This window comes from Myxococcus hansupus, from assembly GCF_000280925.3.
GTDB classification, from domain to species: domain Bacteria; phylum Myxococcota; class Myxococcia; order Myxococcales; family Myxococcaceae; genus Myxococcus; species Myxococcus hansupus.
The window spans coordinates 5,257,268-5,281,118 of sequence record NZ_CP012109.1 but is presented as its reverse complement, the minus strand read 5'-3'; the positions used below and the strand labels follow the sequence as shown (position 1 = coordinate 5,281,118).

20 protein-coding genes, 1 tRNA gene and 1 pseudogene are annotated in these 23,851 nt (G+C 70.2%); 14 read left to right on the top strand and 8 right to left on the bottom strand.

The genetic code is table 11. The features are described from left to right. Positions 1-67: 67 nt before the first annotated feature. Genes holB through A176_RS20325 form a run of 3 tightly spaced genes read left to right on the top strand, consistent with a single transcriptional unit; the run spans position 68 to position 2,900 of the window. Positions 68-1,102, top strand: a complete 1,035-nt coding sequence (holB, locus tag A176_RS20335) for a DNA polymerase III subunit delta' (RefSeq protein WP_002634962.1) — start codon at positions 68-70, stop codon at positions 1,100-1,102. After that, the gene (gene holA, locus A176_RS20330) at positions 1,099-2,430 is read left to right on the top strand and encodes a DNA polymerase III subunit delta (RefSeq protein WP_002634963.1); all 1,332 of its coding nucleotides are present in this window, start codon (positions 1,099-1,101) and stop codon (positions 2,428-2,430) included. The genes holB and holA overlap by 4 nt, the downstream gene beginning before the upstream one ends. Before the next feature lie 11 nt (positions 2,431-2,441). Then, entirely contained in the window at positions 2,442-2,900 is a 459-nt protein-coding gene (locus A176_RS20325; protein ID WP_002634964.1) for a hypothetical protein, read from the top strand. Here the strand turns inward: A176_RS20325 and A176_RS20320 are convergent. Next, positions 2,897-3,705: pseudogene (locus A176_RS20320) on the bottom strand (NRDE family protein). The gene A176_RS20325 and the pseudogene A176_RS20320 sit on opposite strands and share 4 nt — an antisense overlap. Positions 3,706-3,820: 115 nt before the next feature. Here A176_RS20320 and metG point away from each other — a divergent pair. From metG to A176_RS20305, 3 genes are read left to right on the top strand one after another with little or no spacing between them, the layout of a single operon-like run. Continuing rightward, entirely contained in the window at positions 3,821-5,923 is a 2,103-nt protein-coding gene (gene metG, locus A176_RS20315; protein WP_002634966.1) for a methionine--tRNA ligase, read from the top strand. A gap of 1 nt (position 5,924) precedes the next feature. Further along, positions 5,925-6,902, top strand: a complete 978-nt coding sequence (locus A176_RS20310; RefSeq protein ID WP_002634967.1) for a HEAT repeat domain-containing protein — start codon at positions 5,925-5,927, stop codon at positions 6,900-6,902. Further along, the gene (locus A176_RS20305; protein ID WP_002634968.1) at positions 6,899-7,675 is read left to right on the top strand and encodes a TatD family hydrolase; all 777 of its coding nucleotides are present in this window, start codon (positions 6,899-6,901) and stop codon (positions 7,673-7,675) included. The genes A176_RS20310 and A176_RS20305 overlap by 4 nt, the downstream gene beginning before the upstream one ends. Here the strand turns inward: A176_RS20305 and A176_RS20300 are convergent. From A176_RS20300 to A176_RS20280, 6 genes are all read right to left on the bottom strand, one after another. Continuing rightward, positions 7,662-9,632 carry an HD domain-containing phosphohydrolase gene (locus tag A176_RS20300; protein WP_002634969.1) on the bottom strand — a complete coding sequence of 657 codons (1,971 nt, stop codon included), beginning with the start codon at positions 9,630-9,632 and terminating at the stop codon, positions 7,662-7,664. The two genes, A176_RS20305 and A176_RS20300, sit on opposite strands and share 14 nt — an antisense overlap. Before the next feature lie 10 nt (positions 9,633-9,642). Beyond that, positions 9,643-10,575 carry a hypothetical protein gene (locus tag A176_RS41070; RefSeq protein ID WP_338042769.1) on the bottom strand — a complete coding sequence of 311 codons (933 nt, stop codon included), beginning with the start codon at positions 10,573-10,575 and terminating at the stop codon, positions 9,643-9,645. Next, positions 10,542-11,120 carry an OB-fold nucleic acid binding domain-containing protein gene (locus A176_RS41065; RefSeq protein ID WP_338042768.1) on the bottom strand — a complete coding sequence of 193 codons (579 nt, stop codon included), beginning with the start codon at positions 11,118-11,120 and terminating at the stop codon, positions 10,542-10,544. The genes A176_RS41070 and A176_RS41065 overlap by 34 nt, the downstream gene beginning before the upstream one ends. 31 nt (positions 11,121-11,151) lie before the next feature. Beyond that, complete coding sequence (locus A176_RS20290; RefSeq protein ID WP_002634971.1) at positions 11,152-12,291, bottom strand: class I SAM-dependent rRNA methyltransferase; 1,140 nt, start codon at positions 12,289-12,291, stop codon at positions 11,152-11,154. 130 nt (positions 12,292-12,421) lie between these two features. Next, on the bottom strand, positions 12,422-12,790 hold the full coding sequence (locus tag A176_RS20285) for a hypothetical protein (protein ID WP_002634973.1): 369 nt from the start codon (positions 12,788-12,790) through the stop codon (positions 12,422-12,424). Between the two features lie 22 nt (positions 12,791-12,812). After that, positions 12,813-14,408, bottom strand: coding sequence for an NAD(P)/FAD-dependent oxidoreductase (locus tag A176_RS20280; RefSeq protein WP_002634974.1), 1,596 nt, complete (start codon positions 14,406-14,408; stop codon positions 12,813-12,815). Positions 14,409-14,705: 297 nt separating this feature from the next. On the opposite strand from A176_RS20280, the gene A176_RS20275 reads away from it, so the two are divergent. Next, positions 14,706-14,909 carry a hypothetical protein gene (locus A176_RS20275; protein WP_021781277.1) on the top strand — a complete coding sequence of 68 codons (204 nt, stop codon included), beginning with the start codon at positions 14,706-14,708 and terminating at the stop codon, positions 14,907-14,909. Positions 14,910-15,045: 136 nt separating this feature from the next. On the opposite strand, the gene mprA is transcribed toward A176_RS20275, so the two are convergent. After that, on the bottom strand, positions 15,046-15,699 hold the full coding sequence (mprA, locus tag A176_RS20270; RefSeq protein WP_002634977.1) for an MprA protease, GlyGly-CTERM protein-sorting domain-containing form: 654 nt from the start codon (positions 15,697-15,699) through the stop codon (positions 15,046-15,048). 78 nt (positions 15,700-15,777) lie between these two features. On the opposite strand from mprA, the gene A176_RS20265 reads away from it, so the two are divergent. The 7 genes from A176_RS20265 to sitA5 all read left to right on the top strand — a co-directional run bounded on the left by A176_RS20265 (position 15,778) and on the right by sitA5 (position 23,838). Further along, positions 15,778-18,645: a golvesin C-terminal-like domain-containing protein gene (locus tag A176_RS20265; protein WP_002634978.1), complete on the top strand. Its 2,868-nt coding sequence runs from the start codon at positions 15,778-15,780 to the stop codon at positions 18,643-18,645. A gap of 94 nt (positions 18,646-18,739) precedes the next feature. Continuing rightward, on the top strand, positions 18,740-19,750 hold the full coding sequence (gap, locus tag A176_RS20260; protein WP_044890149.1) for a type I glyceraldehyde-3-phosphate dehydrogenase: 1,011 nt from the start codon (positions 18,740-18,742) through the stop codon (positions 19,748-19,750). Positions 19,751-19,789: 39 nt separating this feature from the next. After that, complete coding sequence (locus A176_RS20255; protein ID WP_002634980.1) at positions 19,790-20,977, top strand: phosphoglycerate kinase; 1,188 nt, start codon at positions 19,790-19,792, stop codon at positions 20,975-20,977. 39 nt (positions 20,978-21,016) lie between these two features. Then, complete coding sequence (gene tpiA, locus A176_RS20250) at positions 21,017-21,787, top strand: triose-phosphate isomerase (protein WP_002634981.1); 771 nt, start codon at positions 21,017-21,019, stop codon at positions 21,785-21,787. Between the two features lie 95 nt (positions 21,788-21,882). Then, complete coding sequence (secG, locus tag A176_RS20245; RefSeq protein WP_002634982.1) at positions 21,883-22,272, top strand: preprotein translocase subunit SecG; 390 nt, start codon at positions 21,883-21,885, stop codon at positions 22,270-22,272. A 106-nt stretch (positions 22,273-22,378) separates the two neighbouring features. Then, positions 22,379-22,460, top strand: a tRNA-Leu gene (locus A176_RS20240). Positions 22,461-22,602: 142 nt separating this feature from the next. Beyond that, complete coding sequence (sitA5, locus tag A176_RS20235; RefSeq protein WP_021781279.1) at positions 22,603-23,838, top strand: SitA5 family polymorphic toxin; 1,236 nt, start codon at positions 22,603-22,605, stop codon at positions 23,836-23,838. Positions 23,839-23,851 lie beyond the last annotated feature (13 nt).

Sequence of the window (23,851 nt, the reverse complement as noted above, 5' to 3'; positions counted from 1 at the left end):
TCCCGCCATCTGAGTGAGGGTCAAGGCGGCCGTTGACGCGTGCCGCGCGAGCGGGGATACACGCCCCATGACGCTCGCATCGGTACTGGGACAACCCCGCGCGGTGGACGCCCTCCAGGCGGCCTTGCGCAGCGGCGCGGTCCACCACGCGTACCTCTTCGCCGGGCCGGAAGGGGTGGGCAAGGAGCTGGCCGCGGTGGGGCTGGCCCAGGCCCTCACGTGCCCCGAGCAACCCGACGTGGGCTGCGGCGCCTGTGAGAGCTGCAGGCGCGTGGAGAAGGGCCTTCACCCGGACGTGACGTGGGTGATGCCAGACGACGAGCGCGTCTCCCGGGGACTCGCGGGCCGGTCCGACTTCACCGGGACGCCCAGCCGGGAGCTGCGCGTGGAGCAGGTCCGCCAGCTCCAGGAGCGCATCGCCCTGCGCGGCCTCGAGTCCCGCCGGAAGGTGGCGCTCATCGTTTCAGCCCAGACGATGAACGTGCAGGCGCAGAACGCGTTCCTCAAGACGCTGGAGGAGCCACCCTCGGACACCACCCTCATCCTGGTGGCCAGCGCCATCGACCGCCTGCTGCCCACCATCCGCAGCCGGTGCGGAAAGGTCCACTTCGGGCCGCTGCCGGTGGAGCTGGTCGCCCAGCGTGTCGCCGAGTCCCGGAAGCTGGACGCGGAGACGGCCAAGCTGGCGGCCGTCATGGCGGGCGGCAGCCTGGGCCGGGCCATGGCGCTGGACGTGGACGCGCTGTCGAAGCGCAAGGACATCGTCACGGCCTTCGAGGCCCTGCGCGGCGAGGACGCCGTCGGGCTGCTGCGCTTCGCGGAGGCCCATGGGGGCTCGCGCGACGAGGCGGAAGGCACGCTGGAGTTGCTGGTGCTCTGGACGCGGGACGTGGCGCTGGTGAAGGCGGGGCAGGAGGCGGGGCTGGCGAACCGTGATTTGGTGGAGCTGGGCCGGCAGGTCGCGGCCCGGACGTCGGACGTCCTGCTGCACCGGCGGCATTCCCTGATGGAGGGCGCTCGCGCCGCCATCGCGCGCAACGGGGCGCCCCGGCTGCAACTGGAGCGGATGCTCATCGACCTGTTCACGGAGACGCCGCGATGAGCGCCAGTGACTTGGATGACGTGCTGGCCAGCGTGAAGGCGGGGAAGGTCGCCCCCGTGTACCTGCTGGCGGGTGAGGAGTTCCTGATTCGCAAGGGCGCCGACGAGCTGGTGAAGCTGCTCGTCCCGGACGCGGCCATGGGGCTCAACCTGGCGGTGCTGGACGCCGGCAGCCCTCGCGAGGTGGCGCAGGAGCTGGCCACGCTGCCGCTGTTCCCCGGCCGCAAGGTGGTGCTGGTCCGCGACCCGGAGTTCCTGGCGCCCAAGAAGGGGCGCGGGGACGCGCTGGGCAAGGCGCGCGAGGCGTGGAAGGCGGGCAAGCGCAAGGAAGGCGCGCGGCGGCTGCTGGCGCTGGCGGCGCGCGCGGGCTGGGGCGTGGAGCAATTGGACCCGAGCAGCTCCGGGGCGCCGTCCGTGGAGAAGTGGAAGGACGAGCTCAACGTGGAGCTGGCCGACGCGGACGTGGCCTTCCTCAAGGAGGCCGCCGCGTTCTGCCGCGAGGAGCGCATCTCGGCGCCGGAGGGGGACACCACCGCGCTGCTGGACCTCATCCAGAAGGGTGTGCCCACGGGGCATGCGCTGGTGCTGGCCGCGTCCGACATGGACGCCAAGAATCCGCTGGTGAAGCTGGCCCACGACAAGGGCTACGTCGTCGAGCGGAAGGTCGCGGCGCGCCACAAGGACCTGGACCTGACGGACATCGCCAAGGAGTTCCTGGCGCCCTTCAAGAAGAAGCTGGGGCCCGGCGCGCTGGAGGAGTTGAAGGAGCGCATCGGCGGGAACATCCGGTTGCTTCAGTCGGAGCTGGAGAAGCTGGCCACGTACTCGGAAGGGCCGGCGATTGAGCGGGCGGACGTGGCCGCGCTGGTCCACCACGCGCGCGAGGAAGAGTTCTTCGAGCTGTCCGAGGCGCTCCAGAAGCGGGACTTCGGCGGGGCGCTCGCCTACGCGGACGACGCCATGGGGCAGGGGACGCACGCGCTGCAGCTCCTGGGCGCGGTGGCCTCCATCGTCCGGGGCCTGCTGGAGAGCCATGAGTGGATGTGGCGCTACGCGGGAGGCACGCCGCCTCGCACCGCGAAGGACGTGGAGGCGCGCATCTTCCCCCGGCTGGAGGCGGAGCTGAAGGGCAGCAAGCGGAAGATGCCCAACGCGTGGGCGCTCACCTTCAGCATGAAGGCGGCGGCGGGGTATGAGCGGCGGGAGTTGCTCGGCGCGCTGGTGGCGTGTGCCGAAGCGGACCTGTCGCTGAAGTCGTCGGCGAACGGCCGACTGGTCATCGAGCGGCTGCTGGCCACGGTGTGTGTGCGCCAGCACGGCGCGGGTTAGAGGAAGCGCTCATGGCGGACAAGCGTCGTTTCGACCTCTTCGCGGACTTCCTGGTGGAGCGCTTCAACGCCCCGCGCGTCTTCGACGTGGCCGGTGGACAGGGGAAGCTCAACGAGGCCCTGACGAAGCGGGGCCGCGCCGTCACCACCTTCGACTTGCGGCACAAGCACCTGCCCGTCACGTACGCCCAGCGCATCTTCACGCTGGAGGAGCCGTGCGAGGCGGAGCTGGTGGTGGGCATGCACCCGGACGGCGCCACCCGCATCATCATCCAGTACGCGGCGGCGCACCGGCTGCCCTTCGCGGTGGTGCCGTGCTGCTCGGACAACGGGATGCCCTACAACCCGTGGATGCGGCACCTGGCCGAGCTGGCCCGTGAGTCCGGCTTCACCACCGTGGAGGAGGTGAAACTCACCATGGACGGACGGGCCCGCGTCATCGTGGGCGAGCACGGCCCCGCGGCGTCCTAGCGGTCCGCTGCTCCGGGCCGCGACAACAGGCCCGTGACGTCCTTCCACGGCCCCTGACAGGGCGGCGTGTCCGAGGCGAGGTAGTGCCCGACGCGCCCCGGCGCGAGCGCCACCACGGCGGAGGAGCGCGTCCCGTAGATGGGCGTGTGGATGCACAGCGCCTGGAGCTGCCGCAGGAAGTCTCGAGGGAGGTCCTCGCCGGCTCCGGGGGGCGGCACCAGCTCCTCGGCGGGCAGGGTGGGGTCGGCCAGCACGGCCTTCAATCCCGCCTCCAGCTCCGGCCAGGGCTTCTTCGCCACCTTCGTGGCGAGCAGCCGGGCGTGTTCCACCTTGGGCAACTCCGGGGCGTTCAGCACGTCATTGGGCAGGACGTGGACGCCCTCGGGGACGTCCTCTCGCCGGAGCTGACGGTCCGTCCTCCGGGCGTAGGCCACGCGCAGCCGCTGGGCGTCTCCATACAGGAGGTTGAAGGGCATGAACTCGTCGCCCGGCAGGGTGTCCAGGTACCGGTCCACGGCGTCCACGCTGCCGGCCTGGAGGGCCTTCATCACCACCTCGCCCCGCGAGCGGGGGGCCGGCCCCTGGCCTCGCTCGCCCCGCTGGTTCGTCAGGCCGACGAAGAGGCCCTCGTGGGTTACACCCATCCACGTCCCTCCGCGCTCCTCGTCCCTGCCGCCCACCGTAAGCGGGGACCGCAGCAGGACCTGGGGGCCGGTCGCGGGGCGGCCGTAGAACTCGTCCCGATTGGCTGCGAGCACCAGCGGCCATTCGGGTGGACGTGGCGCAGGATGATGATGGTGCACATGCGTATCCGGTCGATAACATCTCCGGCTCCGCGGCGCATTCGTGCCCGCGGCCCTCACGCCGTCGATGACCTCGGCCATCCGAGCGGCTAAGGTCCGCCGCCCTCAGGAGAGTCCATGGCTGAGCGAATTCTCGTCACCAGCGCGCTGCCCTACGCGAACGGCCCGGTCCACATCGGCCACGCCGTCGAGTACGTGCAGACCGACATCTACGTTCGTTTCCTCCGCTCGTGCGGCAGGGACGTCGTCTACTTCTGTGCCGATGACACCCACGGCACCCCCATCGAACTGAACGCGGCGAAGCAGGGCCTCAAGCCCGAGGAGTTCATCGCCCGCTTCCATGACGAGCATCAGCGGGACTTCCGCGACCTCGACATCCGGTTCGACTACTTCCACTCCACCAACTCGCCGGAGAACCGCCAGTACGCGGAGCTCATCTACGGGCGGCTGAAGGAGAAGGGCGACATCGAGCGCCGGAACATCGAGCAGACCTACTGCGAGAAGGACCGCCGCTTCCTGCCGGACCGCTTCATCAAGGGCACCTGCCCCAACTGCAAGGCCGCCGACCAGTACGGCGACGCCTGCGAGAAGTGCGGCAAGGCCTACGCTCCCACGGACCTCGTCGACGCGCGCTGTGCCCTGTGTGGCACGCCCCCGGTCCGGAAGCACTCCGAACACCTGTTCTTCAAGCTGTCGCGGCACGCGGACTTCCTCCAGGACGTCCTGCGCAAGCCGGGCTTCCTCCACCCGGGCCTGGCCACCCAGCTCCAGGGCTTCTTCGAGAAGGGCCTGGCGGACTGGGACATCAGCCGCGACGGGCCGTACTTCGGCTTCGCCATCCCGGGTGAGACGGACAAGTACTTCTACGTCTGGCTGGATGCGCCCATCGGGTACATCGCCACCACGGAGAAGTGGGCGAAGGCGTCGGGCAAGGCGAAGAGCGCGCTGGACTACTGGGCCGCGGACGCCGACACCCGCATCATCCACTTCATCGGCAAGGACATCGTCTACTTCCACGCCCTGTTCTGGCCGGCCGTGCTCAACGTCGCGGGGTTCCACATCCCCAGCGAAATCAAGGTCCACGGCCACCTGACGGTGAACGGCGAGAAGATGTCGAAGAGCCGCGGCACCATGGTGCCGGTGCGCGACTACCTGGACCAACTGGACCCCAGCTACTTGCGCTACTTCTACGCGGCCAACCTGGGCCCGGGCGTGGAGGACCTCGACCTCAACCTCAAGGACTTCCGCCAGCGCGTGAATGGCGAGCTGGTGAACAACGTGGGCAACCTGGCCAACCGCGCGCTGTCGCTGCTGGCCGGGCCGCTGGAGAAGCGGCTCGCGCCGGGGCGCGCCGACGGTCCGGGCCGCGAGCTGGTGGAAGCCGCGCTCGCCCGCGTGCCGGAAGTCCGCGACGCGTTCGAGAAGCTGGAGTATCGGTCCGCCATCCGCGTCATCACGGAGATTGCCTCGGCCGCCAACGGCTTCCTCCAGACGGCCGCGCCGTGGGCCCAGGTGAAGAAGGACGCCGAGGTCGCTCGCGCGGACCTGTCGGACGCCGCGGACGTGGCCTACCTCCTGGGCGCGCTGCTCGCCCCGGTGACGCCGCGCCTGTCGGAGAAGCTCTTCGCTCAGCTCGGCGCCGAGCCGCTGACGTTCCAGGCCCTGGAGGGCGCGAAGTACCCGCTGCTGGACCGGAGCCGTCCCATCGGCACGCCGGAGCCGCTGCTGCCTCGGTTGGAGGAGGAGCGCGTCAACGCCATCATCAAGCTGCCGGAGGGCGCCGCGCCTCAGGCTCAGTCCGTGGAGGTCAAGCCGGCCAAGGCCACGAAGGCGGAGAAGAAGCCCGCCGAGGCGGCCCCCGCTCCCGCCGCGGCGCCCGCGGACGCGGCCCCGGGTGAAATCGAATACGACGACTTCGCCAAGGTGGAGCTCAAGGCGGGCAAGGTGCTGGCCGCGGAGAAGGTCCCGAAGGCGGACAAGCTCATCAAGCTCACCATCGACCTGGGCGAGGGGAGCCCGCGCACCATCGTCTCCGGCATCGCGGAGGCCTTCGCCCCCGAGTCGCTCACGGGACGCAACGTGGTGGTGGTGGCCAACCTCAAGCCGCGCAAGCTCAAGGGCATCGAGTCGCGCGGCATGGTCCTGACGGCGGGGCCGGGTGGCAAGGAGCTGTCGCTGTTGGATCCGGGCGACGTGGCCCCTGGCAGCGAGGTGAAGTGAGGTGACGGACTGGCGTGCCGAGCGGGACCAGGCGCTCCTGACGCTGGAGCGCGAGAAGCGCCCGGCGTTCCGGACGGAAGCCGCGCTTCAGCTCTACCATCTCGCGTCGGATGTCCCCGAGCACGCCGCCGAGTTCCTCGAGGTGCTCCCCCGTCTGCTGTCGGATACGCAGACGGAGGTGCGCCGCGCCGGCGTGAGTCTGGCGTCCGTGGTGGTTCCGCCGGACGCGTTGCCGGAGCTGCTCATCTCCAAGTTGCGCGACGAGGAGTGGCAGATTCGCCTGGAGGCCACCGGCCGCCTGGCGGACCTGGCGCGGCCGGAGCTGCGCGGCGCGTTGGCCAGCATGTTGGAGGACGGCACGTTCGAGGTCCGCTTCGAGGCGGCGCGCGGCATCGCGTCACTGCAACACGCGGCGGGGATGGACGTGCTGCTGGAGGCGCTGGACGCGGACCTGCTCCGCTTCCGGGCGCTGGGCGCGCTGGCGGAGCTGGGCGACCCCCGCGCGCTGCCGCCGGTGAAGAAGCTCTTCGGCCGCTGGCTGCTGCCCGCCTTCGACCGGACCCAGGCCGCCGGCGTGTTGGCGAAGCTGGGTGACGCGGACGGCGCGACGTACCTGCTCCAGCGGTCCATGAAGAAGCGTTGGAGCCCGGACCGGGCCCTGGCCGTGGAGCTCTGCGGCGAGGTGAAGGCCCCGGGCGCGCTGGAGCACTTGAAGTCGCTCCTGGACGACGTGAAGGACCCTTGCCGGGGCGCCGCCGCGCGGGGGCTGGGACGGCTGGGGGATGTGCGGGCGGTGCCCTGGCTGGTCGGGTTGCTCCAGGACACGCAGGCCTCCGAGGACTGCCGCCTGGACGCCGCCGACGGGCTGTGGCGCCTCGGGAGCCCGGAGGCGCGTCAGGCCGTTCGCAACGCGGTGAGTACTTTTCCAACACCCGAAGCCCGCGCGGAGCTGGAAGAGCTGTTGCAGGAGGAACCATGAAATTCGTCGATGCCCACTGCCACCTCGAGGTGAAGGACTACCCGGACGTCATGGCCGTGCTGGACGCGGCCCGCGCCGCGGGGCTGGTCCACGCCGTCGTGGTGGGGCAGTTCCATGGGCCGGGCAACTGGGGCAACGCGCTGGAGCTGGCCGCGGCGCACCCGGAGTTCCTGTCGCCCACGCTGGGCATCCACCCCCACGAGGCCGCGCGCGCCACCGAGGACGACCTGGCCACGCTGGAGCGCACCTGCGCGCGTCCGGAAGTGCGGGCGGTGGGGGAGGCGGGCCTGGACTACTACTACGACCACTCGCCGCGCGAGGCGCAGGCGGAGGTGTTCCGGCGGCAGTGCGCGCTGGCGCGCCGCCTGGACAAGCCGCTGGTGGTGCACGTGCGTGACGCGCATGACGACTGCGACGCCATCCTGGGTGAGACGGGCGTGGCCAAGGGCGTCATCCACTGCTTCACCGGGGACACGGACGCGGCGCGGCGCTACCTGGACCGGGGCTTCTTCCTGTCGCTGTCCGGCGTCGTCACCTACAAGAAGACGGAGGCGCTACAGGACGCGGTGCGCTTCGCGCCCCTGGAGCGGCTGATGGTGGAGACGGACAGCCCCTACCTGTCGCCGGTGCCGCACCGGGGCCGGAAGAACCAGCCGTCACACGTGGTGGAGACGGCGAAGAAAATCGCGGAGCTCAAGGGCGTGACGCTGGAGGAGGTGGCTTCCGTCACCACCGCCAACGCCGCCGCCCTCTTCAGCCTCACGCTCCGGTGACGCCGCCGGCCAGGGCCGCGAGGTCCTGGTCCATCTGCGGCACGTCGAGCAGCAGCGCGTCCGGGTCGTACTGGAAGTCCGCCTGCTTCAGTTTCAGCAGGGCTTGCAGCGCGGGCTCTCCCGAGTGGCCACCGAAGGACGCGAAGACGACGCGGCCCCGCTCCAGGTGCAGGTAGCCCTCCAGCGTGTGCTGGCGCAGGTTGAGCCGGCCGCTCTTCTGGCCACCGCCCAGCGTGTGCAGCAAGTCACGCGGCGGAAGCTCGTCGAAGCTGCCGCGCACCACCCGGCCCGGGCCGTTGTGCTGCACGCGGTCGTCCAGGAGGGCCTGCACCGTGCGGGCGATGACCGTCTTGTCCGCGGGGGACAGCACCTCGGTGGCGCCGCCCATGAGCAGCCGCTCGCGGGTGCCGGTGTCGGGCTCGCCCACCACGGCGATGGGGAGCCCCGCCGTCTCCGGCGCCGAGCGCGCCTGCTCCAGCAGGTTGAGCACGTCCTGCACGCCCAGCCGCAGGCTCACCACCAGGACGTCGCAGTCCTGCCGGGCCAGGCCGTCATGCGCGCCCTCCACCGTGGAGAGCGCGTGCGCCACCAGGCCCTGCTTGAGCACCGCCTCCAGCAGCTCGCCGCGCGCCGTCTCGTCCGGCTCCACCACCAGCACCTGGCGGCCTTCGCTCTCCAGGCGGTGGCGCAGCAGCTCGCCGCTCTGGAGCTGGATGACGATGTCCGCCACCACCGGGTCGTAGAGCACGCCCGCGTGCTTGCGCAGGTGCTCCAGGGCCTGCTCCTTGGGCAGCACGCGGCCCAGGGCGTTGCCCGGGTTCTTCGTCAGCTCCAGGAAGCTGTCCACCGCGGCGAGGATGCGCGCGCCCAGGGTGATGTCCTCGCCCTTGGCGCCCTGGGGCGTGCCGGAGCCGTCCCAGGCCTCGTACATCTGCGCGAGGATGGTGTTCGTCTGAGCGGGCAGGTGCACCGTCTCGAACATGCGGGTGGGGATGCGGCAGGCCTGCTTCGCCTGGGCCTTCCACTCCGGATTCACGGCGTTGCTGGCCAGCGAGAAGTGCCGCTCCGCCGGCTTGCCCAGGTCGTGCAGGTACGCGGCGATGGACAGCGCGGCCAGCTCCTTGTGGGGCATGCCCATGCGCTGGCCCACGATGCCGGCCTGCCGCGCGAGCTGCGCGGAGTGGCCCCGGTGACGCTGCCGGTCCTGCTCCAGCAGCCCCACCATGATGCCCAGCGTCTCCACGTAGTCGCTGTCACTCACCAGGCCGCGCGGGCCGCCGGGCTCCCTGCGCTGCGTGGAGGGGCGCACCGCCGGCGTGCCGGTGCTGCTGCCCCGCTGCAACCGCATCCGCGCGTCCGTCTCCACGCGGAAGTTGAGGCTGAGCCCACCCCGGTTGCCCGTGCCGGTGCCCGCGGACGTGCGTCCGTGCTCGGGTGCGCCCGCGCGGGACGGCGAGGGGGGCACCTGGCCCTGCGTGCTGGCGCCTTCCAGCAGCGCGGTGAACGCCGTGGGGTCGCCGTAGTAGTGCTTTCGAATCGCGGCGGAGATGGCGCTCCGCAGGCCCACGTACGCGTAGACCTCCGACATGCCGGTGACGAGGGCAATCTCGTCCATCAGCGACTTGTTCTGCGGCTCGGCGGCGACCACGGAGAGCAGCTTGCGCTCCGGATCCACCGCCAGCGGCAGCACGTTCTGGGCTTCGGCCAGTCGCACCGGAAGCCGGTCCAGCACTTCGGTGGCGATGCGCGCCTTCGCCAGCTTGTCGGCGCTGACGAAGCGCGTCTGGAACTCCGCCGCGAGGAATCGCAGCAGCGCCGTTTCCTGGAGCAGGCCCAGCTCCACCAGGCAATCACCGACCTTGTGGCCGGTGATTTTCTGGTGCTCCAGGGCCTGCTCCACGGCCCCGGCGTTGACGAGTCCCGCCTCGATGAGGCGCTCTCCCAACCTCTTCGCCATGTGGCCTGCCTCAGCTCTCCGAGGAACCCTCGCCGCCCTTGCCAGAGTCGGACGGTAACGACGTCAGCGCGCTGAACGGCTTGAAGGTCAGCTCCTTGGGCAGCGAGCTCGCGTCACGCGGCGGGCGCTCCTCACGGGGCGGACGGGGCGCGCGCTCTTCACGCGGCGGGCGCTCCTCGCGGGGCGGCCGGTCCTCACGGGGCGGACGCTCCTTGCGCGGCGGACGCTGCTGCTGCGCCTGCTGCTCCTGGGGCGCGCCCTCCGCCGGGGTGCCCTGCTGCTGGGGCTTCTCCGGCCGGGCCTTGCGCTTCTCCTCGCGGGCCTTGCGGCGGCCTCCGCCCTCCACCGGGGCGCGGCCCCGCGAGGTGGGCGACGGGCCCTTCCAGAGCTGACGCTCGTAGGGGCGCACGGAGTCCGTCCACCGGTCGTGCGAGTCGCGCTGCATGGCCTCCAGCCACGAGGCGATGCGCGCGTCCAGCGACTCCAGCGAGTGGAGGATTTGCGCCTCCAGCGTCACCGGCGACTTGGGGCTGTGCGGCGCGTCCCCGTGCTGGGAGACAATCAGGTGCGTGAGGTGCTGCTCCAGCAGCGGCGGGAAGCCCGGGATGGCCAGGACCTTCTCACGCAGCTTCTGGGCGGTGAGGACGATGTGGCCCACCAGCCGGCTCTCGTCCGAGGACTCGGAGGCGTCCACCGTCTTCATCACCTGCTGCAGCAGCGCGCCGGCCAGGAGCAGGTCGCGGTCCGCCATGGGGTACTGGTCCGACACGCGGAGCGTCAGCCGCATCACGGACAGGATGTGCTCGGCCACGCCGCCGCGCCACGTGTGGTGCGTGCCCCGGGCGCCCTGGGCCACCGGCAGGCCCGCGGCCACCTTCGGGTCGTCCAGGAAGGCGAGCACGAGCTGCTTCACGTACGTGTCGCCGATGCGCTCGGTGACCATCTCCCGGATGAGGCCGGCGGCGCGCGCGCCACCCGGACCCTCATTGCCCCGGGCCTCGCCCTTGTCGGCCTTCTCCGCCTTCTCGGCCTTGGGCTCGGGGCGGGCTTGGGCTCGGCGGCGGCCTTGGCCTCGGGCTTCGCCTCGGCGGGCGGGGCCGGGGGCGGCTCGAACTCCTTGGCGTCGAGCGGCTCCGGGTCCAGCCGCTCCAGGGCCTCCACCACCACCTGCGTGCGGCCGTGGAACGAGATGACGTTGCCCTGGATGAGCACGTAGTCGCCCACCTGGAAGACGGGCTCGAGCGCGTCGACCTGGTCGAAGATTCGCGCGTCCACCTCGCCGCTCTTGTCGACGAGCGTGGCGGCGACGAACACCTTGCCACTGCGGGCCGTCACCTTCTCCTTCTTGGTGACGCGGAAGACGGTATTGACGCGGTCCTTCTCCCGCAGGTCGGCCGCATACACCTTGCGGACGGTCTCCACGGAACCTTCCTGGGTGGGCGGCGCGGACTCGGGCACGTTTTCGTTGGTCATTGCGGCGGCGGACACTACCACTCCAGAAGCCGCGCGGGGGGCCGCTTCAACTCACTTCCAGCGCCACCGCGTCGAGGTATTCGGCTCCAGGGGAGCCGGCGAGCGTCGGATGGTCCGGCGGCAGCCCCGGGCGGGCCAGCCGGGTGGCGATGCGCGCCTCGCCCTCGCAGGCGGTGGCCACCAGGTCATCGAAGCTGCCCTGGGGGAGGGGCGGATGGTACCCGGTCACCATCAGCCAGCCTCCGTGGCGCGTCCTGCGCAAGGCATGACGCAGCAGTTCCACGAATTCCTCATCCGTCTGAGCGCTGAGGGTGTCCAGCAACACCAGATCGAAGGTGTCCCGGACGGCGCGAAGCACCTGGAGCGGCTTGCCCGTCTCCACCGTCACCCGGCCCAGCAGGCCGTTGGCCTCCGCGTTCTCCCGGGCCAGGTCCGCGGCGTCCGGGTTGGCGTCGAAGGCGAGGATGTGCCGCGCGCCATGGAGGCCCGCGTGCACGAAGAGCCCGCCCACGTCGCAGCTCACGTCGAGCACGCGCGAGCCCTGGGCCATGCGCGCCACGAAGCGGCGCACCTCGCGCTGGTCATACGCGTAGCCCGTGCCCTGGCCATACGTGAGGTCCACGGTGAAGCGCGCGCCCAGCTCCAGCAGCCGGCACCAGCGGGGCGGGGTGCCGTAGAGGACATGGGGGCGCTGCGTGGGCAGGCCCAGCGCCTTGCGCCGCGTGGTGTCGTTGCGCAGCAGCACCGAGCCGGCGCCGGCCACTTCCGTCAGCGCGCGGGTCAGCTCCGCCTGGCGCGCGTCCATGGCCCGCGTGAGCGTCTGCACCACGAAGTGGGTGTCGTAGCGGTCGACGATGAGGCCGGGCAGGCCGTCTCCGTCGTCGTTGACGACGCGGCAGAAGCGCGGATCATCCACCAGCCGCCCGCGGCGCTCGAAAGCGTGGCGGAGGTGGCGGGGGATGAGTCCTTCCACCACCTCGTCTGGCTGGCCGAGCCGCCGCACCGCATACGAGGCTTCCAGGTCCACGTCGCCCAGGCCCAGTACCGAGCCATCCTCGTCCCGCAACTGCACGGGCTCTCCTGGCTGCGGCGTCCCCTCCATGGAGACGATGTCCTCTCGGCGAAGCCACGGCGCTCCATGGCGCAAACGGCGAGCGGCGTCGCGGGACAGATAGGTGCTCAGCACGGTGGGTCGCTCCTCTCGCGGCGGGCCGTGGGCATTGGCGCCCACGGCGTGCTGCCAGGGGAGAACATGAGGCGCTTGCTCGGGGATGGCTGCCCGTCCCGGAGCGCCACGTCGAGGGGCAGGCGGGCGGTCAACCGCCCGAGGGCGCGCGCTTGAAGGCCTTGGTGGTGATTTGGAAGAGCAGGGTGCTGGCCGCCAGCGCCAGGACGATGCCCAGGCCGCGCATCTGGAGGTTGTCGCGGAACACCAATGACAGGGCCACGACACTCAGCAGCACCACGGCCGCCACCTTGAATATCTGCCCGCGCTGCATCACCCCCGAGCGTGGGGGCCGTGCCGCCGCCAGGGCCGGGAGGCTCGCCGCCTTGCGCCAGGCAGTGCCCGTCTCCTCCCGGACCTCGTCATCCGGGTCCACCAGCCCCTGGACGTAGGCCCGCTCCACATCGAGCAGGCTGGGGTAGACCAGTTCGCCCTCCGGCGTTCGCACGACGTATCCCATGAGCCCTCCTCCCGGCCGTCCGTCAGGACAGTTCGGTGGCAATCTGCTCAGCGACGCGCAGTCCATCAATGGCGGACGACACGATGCCGCCCGCGTAGCCGCAGCCCTCGCCCGCCGGGTAGAGGCCCTTCATGGACACCGACTGCATGTCCTCGCCGCGGGTGATGCGCACCGGCGAGGAGGTGCGGCTCTCGATGCCAATGAGCTTGCCCTCCTCGCTGTTGAAGCCGCGCATCTTCCGCTCGAAGGTGCGCAGGGCCTGCTTCAGCGACTCGGTGAGCCGCTCCGGGAAGAGCCGGTTGAGGTCCACGTGCGCCAGCCCGGGGCGGTAGCTGGTGCCGCCCGGGTCCTTCTTCACGCGCCCGGCCAGGTAGTCCGGAATCGTCTGCGCGGGGGCGTAGAACTTCCCGCCGCCCAGCTCGTACGCCTTGCTCTCCCAGTGGCGTTGGAACTCCAGGCCCGCCAGCGGCCCGCGGAAGCCCTCGCGCTCGAAGTCCGCCACCGACACGGACACGACGATGCCCGCGTTGGCGTAGCGCGCGTTGCGCCGCGAGTTGCTCATTCCGTTGGTGCACTGGAGCCCGTCCTGGGTGGGCGTGGGCACCACGATGCCGCCGGGGCACATGCAGAACGAGTAGACGCCGCGCACCTCGCCATCCACTTCCAGGTTCTCCGCCAGCTTGTAGTCCGCCGGCGGCAGGCGCGGGTTCTTCGCGGCGCTGCCGTACTGGATGCCGTTGATGAGCGCCTGCGGGTGCTCGGCGCGGAAGCCCAGGGCGAAGGGCTTGGCCTCCACGAGCACCTGGCCGTCGGCGGCGAAGCGCTCATACAACTCCCGCGCGGAGTTGCCGGGGGCCAGGATGACGCGGTTGCTCTCCAGCGTGCGGCCGTCGGACAGCTTCACGCCGGCGACGCGGCCGTCCTTGTAGAGCAGGTCGTCCACGCGCGTGCTGAAGTGGACCTCGCAGCCGCCGGCGATGAGCTCCTCGCGCAGCTTGGCCACCGCGCCGGGCAGCAGGTCCGAGCCGATGTGCGGCTTGCCGTCGATGAGAATCTGGTCCGGCGCGCCGTAGCGGGCGAAGGCCTCGATGACCTTGCGCACCATGGGGTGGTTGATGCGCGTGGACAGCTTGCCGTCCGTGTACGCGCCCGCGCCGCCCTCGCCGAAGTTCATGTTGCTTTCGGGGTCGAGCGTGCCGTCGCGCATGAGCTTCGCCACGTCCTTGCGGCGCGCCACCACCTCACGGCCGCGCTCCAGCAGGATGCTGCGCACGCCGCGCTCCAGCAGCCCCAGCGCCGCGAAGAGCCCCGCGGGGCCCGTGCCCACGATGATGGGCCACTGCTCCGGCGCCTTCACCTGCGACAGGGGTTCGGGGGCGGGGGGCGTCTCGCCCACGTCTGGCGGCAGCTTCGCCGGCTGCTTGCCCCGGGCCAGCTCCACCTCCAGCGTGTAGATGTAGCGCGGGCTGCCCTTCTTGCGCGCGTCCAGCACGGAGCGCACCACGCGCACGGACGCGAGGTCGGAGCGGGTGACGCCCAGCTTCTCCGCGGCCCGCTGACCGAGCAGCTCCTCCGGCTCGTCCAGCCACAGCCCGATGTTGTTCACCCGATACGCCATTGCCGTCCACTCCTGGTGGGGCGCGTATGTCGCCGCCCCGTTGAAAGATTGCAAGCCCTTGAAATCCGGGTGCGAACCCGCTGATGCACCCCCCCGCGCCAATCCCCCGTACCGCCGACGACTGCGCAACCGCGTTCGCACTGCCCTTCAGGGCCGTTCGGGGCCCTGGTGTACTTCAACCCTTGGGAAATGTTGAGGAATCCGTTTGGAAGAGAATGGGTGGCACGGGGGTTGAAGTAGGGCCGTGGCGTGATTAGGCGGCGCCGCTTCTTCCCGGCCGCTTTGGAGGCATTGACCTTGAGCACCGATCAAAAGGGCACCCGGATCCTGGCGCGCACCTTCTTCAACCAGCTTCGCGCGAGCGGCTATACCCCGCACCAGGTGATTGGCATCGCCACGGAGCTGCTCGAGCTGGTGACCGTGGACCTCAAGGAAGGTGACAAGGCCGCCGCCGTCCAGGCCGCCCAGGAGCAGGCGCCGGAGCTTCGGCCGCAGGCTTGAGGTCCTTGGAGGTTCTCCTGCGCGGGCGCGCGGGCTCCGGACGGGTTTTCGGGGCTCCCGCCCCGCGTGTGGAGGCAGCACGAGGGCTTCAAGGGACCGGCGCTGGCCGGTCTTTTCATTTCGGCTGACTGAGGAATCAGGCCCGGGGCGCTGCCTGCTCCCGCCTCCTTTGGTACGCAGCCGCGCCGGCGACAAAGAGCAGACCCGCGGTGAGGGCGCTGAAGACGCTGCTGGCCGTCTCCAGGGCCTGGAACGCCATCAGCCCGCTTCCGGCGGCGAAGGCGGCCACGTCCACCCAGAGGGGGCGCGGCCGGGGATGCACCAGCACCAGGACACAGGCCGTCAGCGGGATGCCCAGCGCGACCTGCCGGACGATGGCATCGGTGCTCTCGCGCACCGTGTCCCAGTTGTGCACCAGGATGGCGGCGAAGATGACCACCGTGCCCAGCGCGAGCACCAGCACGCCCGCGGCCGCCGCGTCCTTGGCGAGCCGGGCCTTCTCGTCGAACTGCTGGACGGCCAGGTCCACCAGGTGCTCCAGCGCGCTGTTGAGGATTTCCGCGAAGAAGATGAGCAGGACGCAGAAGATGAGCGTCACCTTCTCCGCCAGACCCAGCGCGATGCCGCTGCCCACCAGTCCCACCAGCACGGCGGCGATGAGGTGCACGCGCATGTTGCGCTGGTAGATGACGGTGTGGATGAGCCCCGCCCACGCATGACCGAAGGAGGCGAGGAGCCCCGAGCCGTTGCGGGGAGGGAACGAGGCGGGTGGCCGGGGAGGTGCGTTCATCGATGACGGAAGCGCGGAGCAGGCTAGCACCCGCGGGAGCGATTGCCCCGCCGGTGTGAAGGGGTATGGTCCGACCCTGTGAATGCCCCTTCCTACCTCCAACGTGTCCGTCTGGGTGGCGCACTTCTCGCGCTGGTGTTGACTTCCTCCCTGGCCCGCGCGGATTCCGTCGCGCATGACCACGCGCTGGATGAAGGCGCGTGTGGTCTGGAGCCGCCGGGCGTGGAGTACGTGCCCATGCCCGGGCCGCGTCCCCACGAGTCGCGGCGCTTGTCCGCCCAGGAGCCGCCTGTCGTCCGCCGTGAGCAGCCGTCACGCGCCGGGACGAAGTCGGGCGTTCCGCAGACGCGTCAGCGCACCGGTTCGCTGTCCGGCAAGGTGGTGTACCTGAGCCCGGGCCACGGCTTCACGCGCAGCGCGCCGCTGAATCGCTGGGCCACGCAGCGGCCGAACACCTGGGCCGTGGTGGAGGACCTCATCTCCGCCGAGGTGCTCAACCAGTACCTGCTGCCCATGCTGACGGGCGCCGGTGCCACCGTGGTGCCGGTGCGCGAGCCGGACCTCAACCCGCGCATGGTCATCGTCGACGACGGGCAGCCGGGATATTCGGAGGAGGGCGAGGGCTTCGAGGTGTCTTCGCAGTCCGGCTGGGCCACGCCGGCCACGCCCATGGGCAACGCGGTGGAGCCCTTCTCGCTGGGCACGACGCGGGTGATGGCCTCCGCGCGCGCCGCCACCGCGAGCGCGACCTGGGCCCCGGAGATTCCCGCGGACGGCAGCTACAACGTCTACGTCTCCTACGTGGCGGACCCGGCGCGCGCCCCGGACGCGCACTACGTGGTGAAGCACGCGGGCGGTGAGAGCCACTTCCGCGTCAACCAGCGCCGCCACGGCGGGACGTGGGTGCTGCTGGGCCGCTTCTATTTCAAGGCGGGGCAGCACCTGGATTCCGGCGCGGTGGTGGCGCTGAACGACACCGCCGAGGGCGGCACGCTGTCGCTGGACGCGGTGCGCTTCGGTGGTGGCAGTGGCGTCATCGGCGACGCCGCCATGGCGCCGCTGGCGCGGCCTCGCTACGAGGAGTCGGCGCGCTACCACGTGCAGTTCAGCGGCGCTCCGGCCACCGTCTACGCGCCCACGGGCGCCAACGCGCTGTCCAACGAGCGCAACGCGGACGTCACCGCGCGCCCGCGCTTCGCCGCGTGGCTGCACGAGGAGGGCGAGGACGCGGTGTACGTGGCGTGGCACACCAACGCGTCCACCACGGGCAACGTGTCGGGGACGGAGGCCTACGTGTACGGGCCCAACCCGGTGGACGGCACGCTCAACTTCACGGGCTTCCCGGGCAGTGACGTGCTGGCGCGGGCGCTGCTGGCCGAGCTGGGCACGGACCTGCGCCGCGAGGTGGACCCGAACTGGCGGACGCGCAACCTGCGCTCGGCCAACCTGGGCGAGGTGAACCCCACGCACAACAACGAGATGCCGTCCGTGCTGCTGGAGATCGCCTACCACGACAACGTCACCGATTCGAACCGGCTGAAGGAGCCCGCGTTCCGCCGGGTGGCCGCGCGCGCCATCCTCCAGGGCCTCATCAAGTACTACGCCGCCCGGGACGGCGTGCCCGTCGTCCTGCCGCCCGACGCGCCCGACGCGGTCGCCGCGCTCAACGGCACCGGCGGCACGGTGGAGGTCCGCTGGGCGGCGCCGCCGGCGAACCCGGACGAGGAGGGCCGTGACGCGCCGACGGGGTACCGCGTCTATCAGAGCGCGGATGGCCTGGGCTGGGACGACGGCACGGACGAGGCGGGCACGGCCTTCACCCTCACGCTGGCGCCGGGAACGGCGCGCTACTTCCGGGTGGCCGCGCTCAACGCGGGCGGCGAGGGCTTCCCCTCCGCCACCGTGGGCGTGCGCACGCCGGGTGGCGCCGAAGCGCCGGTGCTGGTCGTCAATGGCTTCGAGCGCCTCGACGCGTCCCAGGCCTGCGCCGAACCCCTGGACGCCTATGATTTGGAGGCGCCGGTGCGCCTGCTGGTGGAGACGATGAACGACGGCACCTACGTGCGCCGTCACGGCGCGGCGCTGGCGCACGCGGGTCATGCCTTCGACAGCGCGACGCGCGCGGCGGTGGCGGCGCGGCTGGTGACGGTGGGCGCGCCGTATCCGCTGGTGGACTGGTTCACTGGACGGGGCGGCGTGGCGGGCGCCCGGCCCTCGCGCGAGGAGCAGGACGCGCTGAGCGGCTTCGTGATGCAGGGCGGACACCTGCTGCTGTCGGGCAGCCATGTGGCGTCCGCGCTCGCGGTGGGCTCGGCCGAGGACCAGACGTTCCTCTCCGACATCCTCCGGGCCTCGCCGGGCAGTGGCACGCCCGCGTTGTCGGTGGAAGGGGTGCCGGACGGCTGGCTGGCGCAACTGACGGGGGTGGGGCTGGATGACGGCACGCGCGGGGCCTACGCGGTGGGCGCCACGGACGTGCTGACGCCCGCCTCGGGTGGGACGCCGGTGCTCCGCTACCCGGGAACGGAGTGGGCGGCGGGGGTGGCCTCCGCGCCCAACGGCCGGGTGTTGCTGCTGGGGGTGCCCTTCGAGGGCATCGTCAGCTCCGCGCAGCGCGCCGGGCTCATGTCCTCGTTCCTGGTGCAGGCGGGCCTGCTCACCGAGCCGCCCGCTGCTCCGGCCGAGGAATCCGCGGCGCCGGGCCTGCTCACCTCCTGCGTGGCGGCGCGCGGCGTGGACCCGCACCCGCCACCGGAGCCCGAACCGGAGCCGGAACCCGAGCCCGAGCCGCGCGTCTTGGGGGTGCTGCCCCAGTTCTATCCGCTGGGTGATTCCGGCTGTGGCTGCGGGGCGGGTGGGGGAACGGGCACGGCCGTCTGGCTGTTGCTCGGGGTGATTGTTCAGCTTCGGCGTGCGCGCCGTCGCGGGGATGTTGCCGGGCGTTGACTCGGCCGGTCGCGATGCCTACGGTCGGCCGCCCTCGATTTTGACGTGAAGACCCGTGGGCGCCTGGCGCCCACAGCTCAAGGAGACGACGAACATGGCTACCCGGATTGCCATCAATGGCTTTGGCCGCATCGGTCGCTGCATCCTCCGCGCGGTGCTCAGCCGCAAGGAAGACCTCGAGATCGTCGCCATCAACGACCTCGACAAGCCGGCGGCGCTGGCGCACCTGTTCAAGTACGACTCCGTGCACCGCACCTGGCCGGGCGAGGTGAAGGCCACGGAGAAGGGCATCGTGGTGGACGGCAAGGAGATCACCGTCACCGCGGAGAAGGACCCCACGGCGCTGCCCTGGAAGAGCCTCAACGTGGACGTGGTGCTGGAGTGCACCGGCCGCTTCACCGCGCGCGACGCGGCGGAGAAGCACCTGAAGGCGGGCGCGAAGAAGGTCATCATCTCCGCCCCGGCCAAGGGCCCGGACATCACCATCGCCTACGGCATCAACCACAACGAGTACGACCCGGCCAAGCACCACGTCATCTCGAACGCCTCGTGCACCACCAACTGCCTGGCGCCCATCGCCAAGGTCCTGGTGGACAACTTCGGCATCGAGAAGGGCCTGATGACCACGGTCCACAGCTACACCAACGACCAGCGCATCCTGGACCTCACCCACGAGGACATGCGCCGCGCCCGCGCCGCCGCGCTCTCCATGATCCCCACCAGCACCGGCGCCGCGAAGGCCATCGGTGAGGTGATTCCGCAGCTCAAGGGCAAGATGCACGGCCTGGCCGTCCGCGTGCCCACGCCGAACGTGTCCCTGGTGGACCTGACGGTGAACACCGAGAAGAAGGTCACCGCCGAGGCCGTCATCGAGGCGTTCCGCAAGGCCGCCGCCGGCCCGCTCAAGGGCGTGCTGGAGTTCAGCGACGCTCAGACGGTGTCGGTGGACTACAACGGCAACCCGCACTCGGCCATCTTCGACTCCACCAACTGCTTCGTGGTGGGCGACAACCTCCTCAAGGTCATGGCCTGGTACGACAACGAGTGGGGCTTCTCCAACCGCATGGTCGACACGGCGAAGTTCCTCGTCTCCAAGGGCGTCTAGTCCCAAGGGCGTTCAGGGCACCGAGAGGGAATGACCAAGATGATCCGCTACATCGACGACCTGCAGTTGACCGGAAAACGCGTCTTCATCCGGGTGGACTTCAACGTCCCCATGGAAGGGCGGCGCGTGTCCGACGACACCCGCATCCGCGAGGCGATGCCCACCATCCGGCGCGCGCTCGACATGGGCGGGAAGGTCATCCTGGCTTCCCACCTCGGTCGCCCCAAGGGGCCGGATCCGAAGCTGTCGCTGGAGCCTGTCGCCGCGCGGCTGGCCGAGCTGCTCGGCGGCAAGCACGAAGTCATCCTCACCGACGACTGCGTCGGTGACGGCGTGAAGAAGCAGGTGAAGGAGCTCAAGGAAGGCCAGGTGGTCGTCCTGGAGAACCTCCGCTTCCACAAGGAAGAGGAGGCCAACGACGAGACGTTCGCCCGCGAGCTGGCCTCGCTGGCGGATGTCTACGTCAACGACGCCTTCGGCACCGCCCACCGCGCCCACGCGTCCACCGCGGGCATGGTGCCCTTCGTGAAGGAGAAGGCGGCCGGCTTCCTGATGCGCAAGGAGATTGAGTACCTGGGCAAGGTGCTCAAGAACCCGGACAAGCCCTTCGTGGCCATCCTGGGTGGCTCGAAGGTGAGCGACAAGATCAAGGTCATCGAGAGCCTGCTGCCCAAGGTGGACGCGCTGCTCATCGGTGGCGCCATGGCGTACACCTTCCTGAAGGCGCAGGGCGTGGAGGTGGGCAAGTCCCGCGTCGAAGGCGACAAGCTGTCGCTGGCCACGCGCCTGCTGGAGGCCGCCGCCCGGTTCAAGACGCCCATCGTCCTGCCGGTGGATCACATCGTGGGCACCGAGCCCACGGAAAACAGCGTCGCGAAGGAGACGCCGGACAACGTGATTCCCGCGGACATGATGGGCCTGGACATCGGTCCCAAGACACGCGCCATCTACGCGCAGCACATCCGCGACGCGAAGACGGTGGTGTGGAACGGGCCCATGGGCCTGTTCGAGGTGCCCAAGTTCGCCGAGGGCACCCGCTCCGTCGCCGCCGCCATGTCCATCAACTCGCAGGCCACCACCGTCATCGGCGGCGGTGACAGCGCCGCGGCCGTGGAGCAGATGGGCTTCGCGTCCAAGATGAGCCATGTGTCCACTGGTGGAGGCGCGTCCCTGGAATTCCTGGAAGGGCGTGACTTGCCGGGCATCAAGGCGCTGGAGACGCGGTAGTCTTCACGTCGGACACACCACACACCCCTGGGGGACCCCATGGCCACCGCGCGTCGCCGGAAGATCGTTGCTGGCAACTGGAAGATGAACAAGACGGTACCGGAGGCGCTGGCGCTGGTGCGCGACCTGCGCGGCCTGGTGGCCTCCCTGGGGGACACCGTGGAGGTGGTGGTGGCGCCGCCATTCGTGGCGCTGCAGCCGCTGCACGTCGCGCTGGAAGGCGCGCCGCTGGCGCTGGCGGGGCAGAACTGCCACTGGGAGTCCTCGGGCGCCTTCACCGGAGAAATCTCCGCGCCGATGCTGGCCGAGCTGGGGTGCGCCTACGTCATCGTGGGCCACTCCGAGCGCAGGCAGCTCTTCGGGGACACCGACGAGCAGGTGAACAAGCGGGCGAAGGCGGTCCGCGCGGCCGGCATGACGCCCATCATCTGCGTGGGCGAGACGCTGACCGAGCGCGAGGCGGACCAGACGCTGGCCGTGGTGGAGCGCCAGGTGCGTGGAGCGCTGGCGGGCTTCGAGGCCAAGGATGTGGCCAGCTTCGTGCTGGCCTACGAGCCGGTGTGGGCCATTGGCACCGGACGCAACGCCACGGCGGCGCAGGCGCAGGAGGTCCACGCGGCGATCCGGGGCCTGCTCGAGCGGCTGTACAACGGTGAGACGGCCGGGCAGGTGCGGATCCAGTACGGCGGCAGCGTGAAGGCGGACAACGCCGCGGAATTGCTGAGCCAGCCGGATGTCGACGGGGCGCTTGTCGGGGGCGCGAGCCTGAAGGCGGGCGACTTCGCGGCCATCGTCAAGGCCGCCACATAGGGTTGATCCAGGGGGCGGGCGGAAGATGTTGTCACCCGATCACCACTTTGGTGTAGGGTGCGCCTCCTTTTCACGGAACGTCTGAAAGAGTCCACATGCTGACCTTCGTCACGATCGTGCACGTCCTGGTGTGCGTGTTCATGATCTTCGTCATTCTGCTCCAGCCGGGTAAGGACGCCGGCATGGGCTCCGCGCTGGGCGGCGGTGCCGCCACGAGCGCCTTCGGCGGCCGGGGTGCGGTGACGTTCCTCAGCAAGCTGACGGGCGTGTTCGCCGCGCTCTTCTTCTTCAGCTCGCTGGGCCTGTCCTTCGTGGGGCTTCGCTCCTCGGTGGCCTCGGGTTCGGTGGCCACGCCTCCCGCGCAGACGGCTCCGGCGGCGCCGGCCGCTCCGGGTAGCATGGAGCAGCCGCGCGGCGAGCAGTCCACGCCGCCCGCCGAGGGTGGTGAAAGCCCGGCGACGCAGGAGCCGGCTCCGGCGCAGTAGTCGTTCGCGGTACGCGGTTCGAAGTGGGAAGTAACTGATTCACGCAGCGGTTGAGATAGTCGTTGCGTGAATCAGAAAGCTCCGGTAGATGGACGCCGCAGCAAACGCCCAGGTGGTGGAACTGGTAGACACACCATCTTGAGGGGGTGGCGCCGAAAGGTGTGCGGGTTCGAATCCCGCCCTGGGCACTCCGATAAAGGCCTCCGAGTCGAAAGACTCGGGGGCCTTTTTCGTTTCCGGAGTGCGGCTTGCTTCTCCTGGCCTGTCGGACACGGTGCTAGCTCTGCCGTCGTGAACTCTCGTGGGAGAGGGCAACAGGTGGAGGTCACGATGGCGCTGCGCTGGGGAGCGGCTCTTGTCCTGAGCCAGCTTGTGCTGGGCTGCGCGACGGTGCGGGTGGTGCGCCTGGAGACTGAGGACGGGGCGGCCCTTGTCTACAAAGCGCCTGGTCGTCCGGACGCGGTCGAAGTCCGGGAGGACGCCTTTCGGCAGTCACTGGTCCGATTGGTGCTGGATGCGCGATTCACGTTGCGGACAGAGGGGGCTCCGCGCTCGCGCATCCGCTTGGCGTCGATGACTGGATCACCGGGGGCGTCCTCGCTGGATGGCCAGGCGGGATGCTCACGGTGGGCGGATCCCGAGGAGTGCCTGTTCCTGCTGAGGGATGGTGACTCGCTGCTTGAGCCCTCGGGGCGGAGGCAGCTTGCGTTGTCGTTCGCCTGGGATGGAGTCTGGGATGGGGTGGACGATGCCGTTCGAGAAATCACGCACCCGCTGGCGCTCAAGGCGATGGTGACGTCGGCACTGGCCGCATACATGCTGTTAGTCGTCGCACCTGAGCCTGTGACCAAGCTCGTGGCGATTGCTCTCACGGTGTACGTGGTGGCGTATATCGGGCTCGATGCATTCACCGAGCTCGTGAGGGGGTGGCAGGCCCTTTCATTGGAGGCCGAGCGAGCGGTTTCCTTCGAGCAGCTCGAAGCCGCGGGGCACAGGTTTGGGAAGGTGATGGGCGCCAATGGTGCGCGTGTACTCATCCTGGCACTGACCGCGGTGCTGGGGGGCGGGGCCGCGAATCTGGCGTCGAAAGGGCCCACACTCCCTGGTTTCGCTCGTGCGGCGCTGGCCGCGGAGACGAACGCGGGCTTGAGGCTGACGGCGGTGATGACAGGGGGCGTACGCTCTCTCTCCTTCTCCGAGAGCGGGCTTATGGTCGCGGTCGCGCCGACCGCGGTCGCAACGGTCGCCTGGGATGGGGCACCGGGTTCGACGGCTCCGGGGTCGTCACCGGAGAAGCCAGGCACAGAACTTCGGCAGCTCTTCAGCGGGCTGCGAAGCGTTCCCGGCTATCCGCCCAACTTCAAGGCGGCCCAGAATGGAACCGCGCGGGTGCGCGTGAGCAACAAGGCACTGCTTGAGAAGCTACGAGAGGCCGAGCCTGGAGTCTGGAACAAAGTCTACAAAGATGGCTGGGTTGGAAGTGACAAGGTTTCTCTGCATTACTTCGAAAGCGCATCAGGGAAGGTGTTCAACTTCAAGGTGAAGCCAGGGTGGAGCAACCAATGAGTGTGTCTCAGCC

Excerpts from the sequence above, each read along its gene's own strand:
- A176_RS20280 (WP_002634974.1), bottom strand. The coding sequence starts at position 14,408 with ATGGCGTATCGGGTGAACAACATCGGGCTGTGGCTGGACGAGCCGGAG.
- secG (WP_002634982.1), top strand. The coding sequence starts at position 21,883 with ATGCTGACCTTCGTCACGATCGTGCACGTCCTGGTGTGCGTGTTCATG.
- tpiA (WP_002634981.1), top strand. The coding sequence starts at position 21,017 with ATGGCCACCGCGCGTCGCCGGAAGATCGTTGCTGGCAACTGGAAGATG.
- holA (WP_002634963.1), top strand. The coding sequence starts at position 1,099 with ATGAGCGCCAGTGACTTGGATGACGTGCTGGCCAGCGTGAAGGCGGGG.
- gap (WP_044890149.1), top strand. The coding sequence starts at position 18,740 with ATGGCTACCCGGATTGCCATCAATGGCTTTGGCCGCATCGGTCGCTGC.
- A176_RS41070 (WP_338042769.1), bottom strand. The coding sequence starts at position 10,575 with ATGGTCACCGAGCGCATCGGCGACACGTACGTGAAGCAGCTCGTGCTC.
- sitA5 (WP_021781279.1), top strand. The coding sequence starts at position 22,603 with ATGGCGCTGCGCTGGGGAGCGGCTCTTGTCCTGAGCCAGCTTGTGCTG.
- A176_RS20255 (WP_002634980.1), top strand. The coding sequence starts at position 19,790 with ATGATCCGCTACATCGACGACCTGCAGTTGACCGGAAAACGCGTCTTC.
- A176_RS20285 (WP_002634973.1), bottom strand. The coding sequence starts at position 12,790 with ATGGGATACGTCGTGCGAACGCCGGAGGGCGAACTGGTCTACCCCAGC.
- A176_RS20305 (WP_002634968.1), top strand. The coding sequence starts at position 6,899 with ATGAAATTCGTCGATGCCCACTGCCACCTCGAGGTGAAGGACTACCCG.
- mprA (WP_002634977.1), bottom strand. The coding sequence starts at position 15,699 with ATGAACGCACCTCCCCGGCCACCCGCCTCGTTCCCTCCCCGCAACGGC.
- holB (WP_002634962.1), top strand. The coding sequence starts at position 68 with ATGACGCTCGCATCGGTACTGGGACAACCCCGCGCGGTGGACGCCCTC.
- A176_RS20300 (WP_002634969.1), bottom strand. The coding sequence starts at position 9,632 with ATGGCGAAGAGGTTGGGAGAGCGCCTCATCGAGGCGGGACTCGTCAAC.
- metG (WP_002634966.1), top strand. The coding sequence starts at position 3,821 with ATGGCTGAGCGAATTCTCGTCACCAGCGCGCTGCCCTACGCGAACGGC.
- A176_RS20325 (WP_002634964.1), top strand. The coding sequence starts at position 2,442 with ATGGCGGACAAGCGTCGTTTCGACCTCTTCGCGGACTTCCTGGTGGAG.